This is a genomic window from Mycobacterium sp., assembly GCF_035314665.1.
In the GTDB taxonomy this organism is placed as follows: Bacteria; Actinomycetota; Actinomycetes; order Mycobacteriales; family Mycobacteriaceae; genus Mycobacterium.
On the sequence record NZ_DATFZD010000017.1, the window covers coordinates 1 to 7,362 of the forward strand.

The 7,362-nt window shown below is 63.7% G+C and carries 6 protein-coding genes and 1 pseudogene; all 7 read right to left on the reverse strand.

Going from position 1 to position 7,362, the window contains the following annotated elements; translation table 11 throughout:
- Positions 1-1,028 (reverse strand): hypothetical protein (locus VKI00_RS01170; RefSeq protein WP_324434655.1); only part of this gene is annotated, 1,028 nt, incomplete at its 3' end.
- Positions 1,029-1,364: 336 nt separating this feature from the next.
- Positions 1,365-1,946, reverse strand: a complete 582-nt coding sequence (locus VKI00_RS01175) for a DUF6262 family protein (protein WP_324434657.1) — start codon at positions 1,944-1,946, stop codon at positions 1,365-1,367.
- Positions 1,943-4,429, reverse strand: a complete 2,487-nt coding sequence (locus VKI00_RS01180) for a site-specific integrase (RefSeq protein WP_324434658.1) — start codon at positions 4,427-4,429, stop codon at positions 1,943-1,945. The genes VKI00_RS01175 and VKI00_RS01180 overlap by 4 nt, the downstream gene beginning before the upstream one ends.
- On the reverse strand, positions 4,429-5,571 hold the full coding sequence (locus VKI00_RS01185) for a tyrosine-type recombinase/integrase (protein ID WP_324434659.1): 1,143 nt from the start codon (positions 5,569-5,571) through the stop codon (positions 4,429-4,431). Before VKI00_RS01185 ends, VKI00_RS01180 begins: the two co-directional genes overlap by 1 nt.
- Before the next feature lie 109 nt (positions 5,572-5,680).
- Positions 5,681-5,968: pseudogene (locus tag VKI00_RS01190) on the reverse strand (protein kinase domain-containing protein); the annotation flags it as partial.
- Between the two features lie 26 nt (positions 5,969-5,994).
- Positions 5,995-6,849, reverse strand: a complete 855-nt coding sequence (locus VKI00_RS01195) for a universal stress protein (RefSeq protein WP_324434661.1) — start codon at positions 6,847-6,849, stop codon at positions 5,995-5,997.
- A gap of 131 nt (positions 6,850-6,980) precedes the next feature.
- The coding region (locus VKI00_RS01200) for a glycosyl hydrolase family 65 protein (RefSeq protein WP_324434662.1) at positions 6,981-7,362 on the reverse strand (382 nt) is incomplete at its 5' end.

The window sequence follows — 7,362 nt, forward strand, 5'->3', positions numbered from 1 at the left end:
TTCTGATACCAGACCGCCTTCAGCGCTTCGTCGGCCACCGCGGCGATCGTGGCCGCGACGTCGGGCTGCCCTAAGGACGCGAAGCCGTTCTGGGTCTTAGAGCCGGCGTAGGGATTGCCGGGGTTAAGCGGCACCGGGCTGCCGCCATTGATCGTGTTGAGCACGAGATACGCCACGAAATAGGCTTCGTAGAGCACATCGTCGTGGGTGTAGGCGGCAAGTCCGCGCCCGTCATGCAGATACAGCGGCTGGGGAAGCGGCGTGAGCTTCTTGCCGGTCGGCTTGCCGTTCTGCACCAGCTGGAACTCCGCCTCGGAGAGCATGAAATCCTCGACATCGCCAGGCGTTGTTGGTTTGTTGGTGATGTACTGCTGCACGATCGGCAGCGAGCCGAACATTGTGGGCTGCAGCAGGAACTGCGACACGTACGGTCCCACGGTGTCGCCGGCAAACCCGCCTCGGAAAAGCAGATCAGGGGTCACTTGGCCGCCGGAGTCACGGGGCCCCGCATAGGCGGGCATCGATGACAGCTCGGCGGCTGCCTTGGCCGCCACCGAGCCGGGCCCACCCGACTTGTAGTTAGTGAATGCCACGTCGCGCAGCAGCGATGCCCAGTACAACTCCACCAGTTCGGTTGCGTACTCCTCGCTGGCCAGTGCCGGCGCCGGCGGCACCGCGATCTGGCTGGCGTCTTCGCAGTCGAGGTAGAAGGACAACCCACCCTGTGGGCCATTCAGCGTGCGTGGGCCGCCGAGGACAATATTCTCGAAGTCCGCCGGCCTGCCGGTGCTCAACGCGTGTTTGAACGACGCGTAGGCGGCCAGGTCAACGAGGCCGATCCCCGACTGCAGCACGCCTTTGGTGTACGTGCCGGACTTGTCGGCGTAGCGCGCCTCATCGCCGTTATCGACCTGCGCCGGGCTGGCCCGGAATGAATCGGCGCCGGCCGTCCGTGTACGAAGCGCCAAGGATCGCAGGACGCGGTGCTCCGTCGCGGGCACCAGTTCCTGATTAAGAGTGGTCGTCACGATCGGAACTCCTTTTAACTGGGTCGGGTAGTGCAGACATCAAACAACAGAGCCCGCGCCAAGCGACATAGGTCGGTCCGCTCAGCGGACCGGACGGTTACCGGCCAAGTTTCCTTGGGAGGATGCGGAACCCGATCAGGATTTACATCGTCAGCATTGCTCTTGCTCCCGTCTCGTTTCTAGAGAAACGAGACAGGGCTTCCGGGAGTCGATGGCCCCGCATTTCGGCAGCTCGGGCTGTCTCGTTTGTTGTCTCACCTACCCGGCGGTGAGTAAGGCGCCAACCCGGACTACCTACAATGGGCCGACGATGAAGAACCGGTGGCATTTTGCCCGTTACTGCACGATGCCGGCTGTCTGTTCGCGGATCATCCGTCGCAAACTCTCGCGTGCCGCAGTGACGTCGTCTTCGGCGGTTCCAAGCTGGTCACGTACTTGGGCTAGTTCGGCGCGGAGTTGAAGGTTTTCATTGCGGTAACGGTCAATGGCTTCGGTGAGGTGGTCGACGCGTTGGCGCAGGGTTTCGCTCGACGTTGCGTCTAGCTGTTCGCCGAGTCGTTCACGCAGGATGTGTTTGAGACGTGCCAGTTCCCCACGCAGTGCACGGTTATCTTGCCTGGCGAGCTCGAGATCCGTTCGGAGACTCGCCTCGCTTGCAGTGCGGCCTACTTGTTGCGCCTTCGCAGGGGCTGTGGCTTGAGCCTTGCGGGCGGCCTCGATGTATTCGCGGACGCCGTCGGCGTAGACGAGCCAACTAGACACTTTCGCAGTCCGAGCCACTGCGGCGAAGGTGATGTCGACGCCGTCGCGTTTCATCTGGTCCACGGTGCGGAAGACGTTTTTGCGTTTGCGTTCTGAATCGGTGCGCCGAGCCTCGCGCAGGACATCGGCGGGTGTGCGTTTCGCCGGTTGGGTCATCGGGGCTCCTGTCGCGTTCGGCTGATATCGATCAGTGGCAGCCCGGCTCCGGCGCGGACCTTGCGAAGGGCCGACGCAGCATCCTCGACACGTCGACGTTCCTCTGTGTCGAGCCGGTCAAGATTCTCTCGCATAGTGGCGAGGACGTGCTGGTAGGCATCGATCTGCGCGGTCAGATTATCGACGACGAATGCAGCGCTGCCCGATGCTTGCGCGGTCTCTCGGTCAGCGCGGAGATTGTGGATTTGTTGCTCGATGGCTGGGATGTATGACGGGTCAGGCCGATAGAAGCCGCAGCCTGCGCATTGGAATCTGATGCGACAGGCCTGGCCGCCGGCCTTAACGTTGGCTGGCTCAGTGCAGTTTCCAAAAGGGACCGCAACGGAGCGCATTTGATAGCGCGTCGCTTGCGTCAAGGGCGCCGGCGCACCAGTGCGGTCGACCGCGTATGTGCCGATGGTCTGAATCGCGCTGCGCTTCCGATCAGCGGTGATCGTGTAGTAGTACAGCGCTGTTTGGTTCATCGACTGATGATCCATCAGCTCCCGAAGCACGTCGATCGGCACGCCCTGATCGGCGTGGCGCTGGGCATAGGAGTGCCGAAACGCGTAGGGATAGATGCAATTACGGTCGAACGGCACTGGCTCTCCACGATCATCGACTTCGTTGGTATCGAGCCTTTCGATGCTGCGCACCCACTTCCGCAGGGCGCTGCTTAGTACGCCTGGTTGTAGATGCTTGTACCAGGAACGGGTGCCGGGGAACGGATAGCCATCGAACTGCTCGACGCCAGTGATGCCCGCGCGGACAATCCTCCAGTTCCCAATGGTCTCCGCGGTCGATTGGAGGATCGGCAGTCGGCGGCCCAGCCGATGCGGCTTATGGTTGTCGTAGATCAGGATCGGTCCGTTCGAGTCACCGGTGAAGCAGTCCATCTTCAGGCTTGCCACCTCAAGCGGACGTCTGCCGGTGTCACGCAGAATGACGTAGGCGGTGTGAAACATCATCCGTGTCTGTTCGTCGCTGAGCACACCGTGCGGGATATCGCGCCCAAGGAGGTCCGTCGCGGCGTCGAGTTGGCGTTGAATCACGAAGGGAATGGCCTTCGAGATCCTCTCGGCCGCTGGATCGGCCGAGACCATCCGCGAGGGATCCGGATCCAAGGACGCCGGCAGCGCCGCGAGGTGCCCGTGACGGCGGCCGTACTCGATCAGCCTGACGAACTTGTTGTACTGGCCGCGCTTATGTTTGGCGCCGCACGGCGAGCCGTCCGGCTTCGTCGCCTTGCCGATGCGGTCGGCGATCGCGTCGACGTCGGCCTGGCCGAGCTTGGTGACATCCTGGCCCCTGTCCGCGCGCTGCTCCAATGTGTTCGATGCCGTCACGGCCACGCGATATGTCGTGGTCAACGCCCTCGCCGTGGTCTGCTCTCGCGCCCACGCCATGGTGAGGTCTCGGAGCCATGGTTGGATGATTACGCCGAAGTCAATCGTCTTTCGTGACGGCTGGTTGGCCCCGATGAATCCGATGTCGCTGAGATCCCACACCAGCTGATCCTCGGGCTGGTGACCCACCATGTCGTAACGAGCAAGTCGCCAGATCTGTCCGAACTCGAGCAGGTGCGCACGCAGATTGGTGTCGTATCGTCGGCCCACCTCGCGGTGAAATTCCTCGGCGCCCATCAGTGCGAGGCTTCCAACCGCCTGGACAATCCGCACCACTTTGCGGATCACGCCAGGGTTGATGCGCCCACCGCGTGCATCCCGACGCTGAATTGCATAAAGCATCTCCCAGCGAAGCTGATCGCTCAAATGAATCAAACTGAACTGATGCGCAGCCATGAACGGACTCTGCGTCTTGGCCCAACGCTCAAGGCCCACGCGGCTTTTGGAGCGCCGATACCGGAAGTAGTGCAGGACGCACAGCTTAACGTTGGGGCTGCGCACATCGCGGTCACAGCCCTCGACCACACACCTATCCAACGGCTGCGCACCTCTGATCGGATACGTCGTGGTATCTGCCCACTGTTGCGGTGTCAGGCCAGGATTGCGTTGGCGTTCTTCAAGATAGAACCGGTAGTGATACCGGCATAGGCTGACCGTCTCGACAGTCCGTTGGCAGCGTTCGGTCGGTGTCTTCCCTTTCGCGAGGCACGTTGGTGGTTTGTCGGCGAAATGTGCGGCCAGTTTGGTGGGGTTGGGTTTGTGGGTCGCTGCGAATTCCGCCAGCGGCAGGCCGGAGGCCTTAAACGCACGTGTGCACGGTATGCACATCCTGTCCTTGCCGACGATCACGTCACACGAGGCCACCGCGCAGACTTTCGCGACCACGGTGGGATCGTCAGATGTCGCGGTGAAAAGCCACAAATCCTGGTTCCACTGCCCAGGACGCCACGCTGGATCGACGTGATCTCGCAGCCAATCCACCCACCGCGCAGCCTCCGGTTGGGGCAGGGCAACAACGGTCGCTATGCGCGCGTTCATCAGCGCTCCTCGACAGCGCGGCCGACGCGTTCAACCGCCTCGCGTTTCGCGCCCTCGGCGGGATGCATATAGACATCCATGGACCCAGAAGACACGTGACCCAGCAGAGCTTGAACGACATCACGCGGCGTACCGGCGCCGACCCATCGTGTGGCCGCAGTGTGTCGCAGCATATGCGGATGCACGCTGAAACCGACTGCAGCAGAGGCCCTATCGAACATTTTCTTTACGTTCTGATACTTCAAGGGCTCCCCGAGCGGGGGTTTGTAGAGGTTGACGAACACGAAGTCGCTGGCGTCGGTGGCACGAACGCTGGAGCGTTCGTGCTGATACTCGGCATAGGTCTGCACCAACTCGCCCGTCACCGGAATCAGGCGCGGATAGCGGCTCTTTGCCAGCATGCCGTTGGCGTTGAGTCGGCGCCGGACGTGAAAATGTGGCCCTCGCTGCGAACAGCCCAGTGGTGCACTCGATGACAGCAGGTGCATGTCGGCGCGACGCAGACCCAGCGCCTCGCCAATACGAACGCCCGACTCCAGCAGGAGACCGATCAGCAGCCGATCGCGGGGCCGAATCACCGCCGCTCGCACGGCGGCGACTTGATCGTCGGTCAACCATTGTGGCGCGGCCTGGATTCCGCTCAACTTGACCGATCGGGCACGCACAACGCGGTACTCCGGGTCTTCGCCCCAGTCGAAACCAGACGGCTTGTGTCGCAGATACTTCGGATAAGACAGCCCCTCGACCAGCTCAGCCGACACCCAGCCACGCGTGGACGCGAAGCGCAGAAACTCGCACGCCGACGTCAGAATCGCGTTGGCAGTGTTGTTCGAGCGAAATCTCGGTTCTCCCTGCGGCAGCCGACCCGGCATCGGCTTGGTGACCAGCGAGCGCAGGAACCGGGCCAGATCCTCCCGCGATAACGAGCGCCAATCAATGCGCTCCGCAGCGCAATACGTCAAGAACGACGCAACCCGGCCGGCATACACGCGTTCGGTATTCGGCGAACTGTCCTGCGACCTCAGCCAAGCCAGATAGGCACTGGCCTCGGTGTGGATGGAGTAGTCCTCGTCGACGACCACGAACGCCACAGCGCCGTCGGCGGGTGAAATCGCCCGCTCAGCCGAGTACACCGGCTCCACGGAGGCAACATAACGCACATCCCGGGAAAGGGACGGATATGTGTGCGGCGTGTCCCGTCAACAGGCAGCAGCCGCACAGCGCTCATGGTCTGGGGAGACGGTAGATAACGTCCGTGCCCTCGATGTAGTCCATTGAGATCCACAGCTGCCCGTCGTACTCGCCGCGGTCGTGGACGGTGACGATGTGGGGGTGCCATAGTGCGGCGGCGATGTCGGCTTCCCGGATGAACCGTTCGCGGTACTCGGTGTCGTTGGTCACCTCGGCCGGCAACACTTTGAGCGCATCGCGGCGCGGCAGCCTCGGGTGCGCAGCCAGATAGATTTCGCCCATTCCGCCGCAGCCCAGGCGTCGCACGATGGTGTAACCAGCGAAAACCTGGCCATCGGCTAACGACATGCGCGCATCCTATAGACGCGGCGCGGCTACGACATGATCGAAGACGTCGAATCGATCCCGCCGGCGATCCGCCGATCCACCGCGGTCGGGACCACGAGGACCGAGCATCGGGCACGGTGAACGACACCTTTCGCGACCGGGCCGACCAGGTTTGCGACCGTGTCGCCGTCGGTGGCGATGACGGCAAGTGCAACGGGTTCGTCGCGCCCGGCCAGGAAGTCGCAGATCCCGTCGCGGGTGGTGACGACGTGCACGTCGACGCCGGGGTAGCGGGTGCGCCACCGGTCCATGCGCCGGTCGAGTTCGTCGTATGCCACGTCGCCGGATTCAGCGCTCGACACCCCGACCGCCAGCAGCCGGGCGCCGCGCACGCTCGCCTCGTGCATGGCCAGTTCGACCGCCGCCTCGGTGGTGCCGGAGTTCTCGACGGCGACGGCGATCGCGGCGCGTTGCCATCGCCCGGCCGTGTCGTGGCGGCGGATGATGGCCACCGGGCAGTGCGCCCGCTCGGCGAGGGTTGCGGCGGTGGAGCCGAGCAGCTTCCACGCGACGCGGCCGATGCCGACGGATCCGACGCAGACCATGACCGCGGCTTTGGACTCTTCGGCCAAGCCGTCGTCGACCGATCCGTAGATGATCGACGTCTCCAGTCCCACCGGCCGGGCGGTTGCTTCCACGGCGCGGGTGGCCGCCCGCAGCGCGGTCTCGGCGTACTGGAGTCTGACGCTCATGTCGTTGGTTCTCTCGTCGATCACGTAGACTAGACGAAGCGGGATGTCGCGGCCGGCGGCCTCCTCGGCGGCCCATTGCGCGGCTTGGGTCGCGGCCGCAGAACCGTCGATGCCGACCACGACCGACGAGCGTGGTTGGGGTGTGCTCACGGTTCCACGCTATGGCCGCGCCGCGCCGCGGGCAGGAGCCGATGGCAAGCCGGATCGACAACCACAGGCCTTGTTCGACAGGGTCTTTCGGCCCTGCCCGGGGCCGCCGCGGATGTGCTGGATCGCGACCGTCAGTCGAACCTGATGGTGTTGCCCGGTGAGAGCCGTTCGACGCGGCCGTGGCATTCGATCTCCACGGCCGGAATGTCACGCGGGTCCACGCTGACCTCTGCGCCCCTTCCGCTGATGCGAAGGTGCAGGTGGTGTCCGCGATAGTGGATCGGAAACCCGAGCGTCCCCATCGTTTCGGGCCAGTGCGGGGACAGCACGATGCGGCCGCCGCGGGTCTCCAACCCGGTGAAGCACCGTTGGACGAGATCGACGCTCCCCGCCATTGCCGCGAGGTGGATGCCTTCGGAGGTGGTGCCGCCCTGGATGTCGGCGACGTCGGAATTCAGCACCTGTTGGAAGAATTCCATCGCGCGATCGCGGTTGGCCCTGGCCAGCACCCAT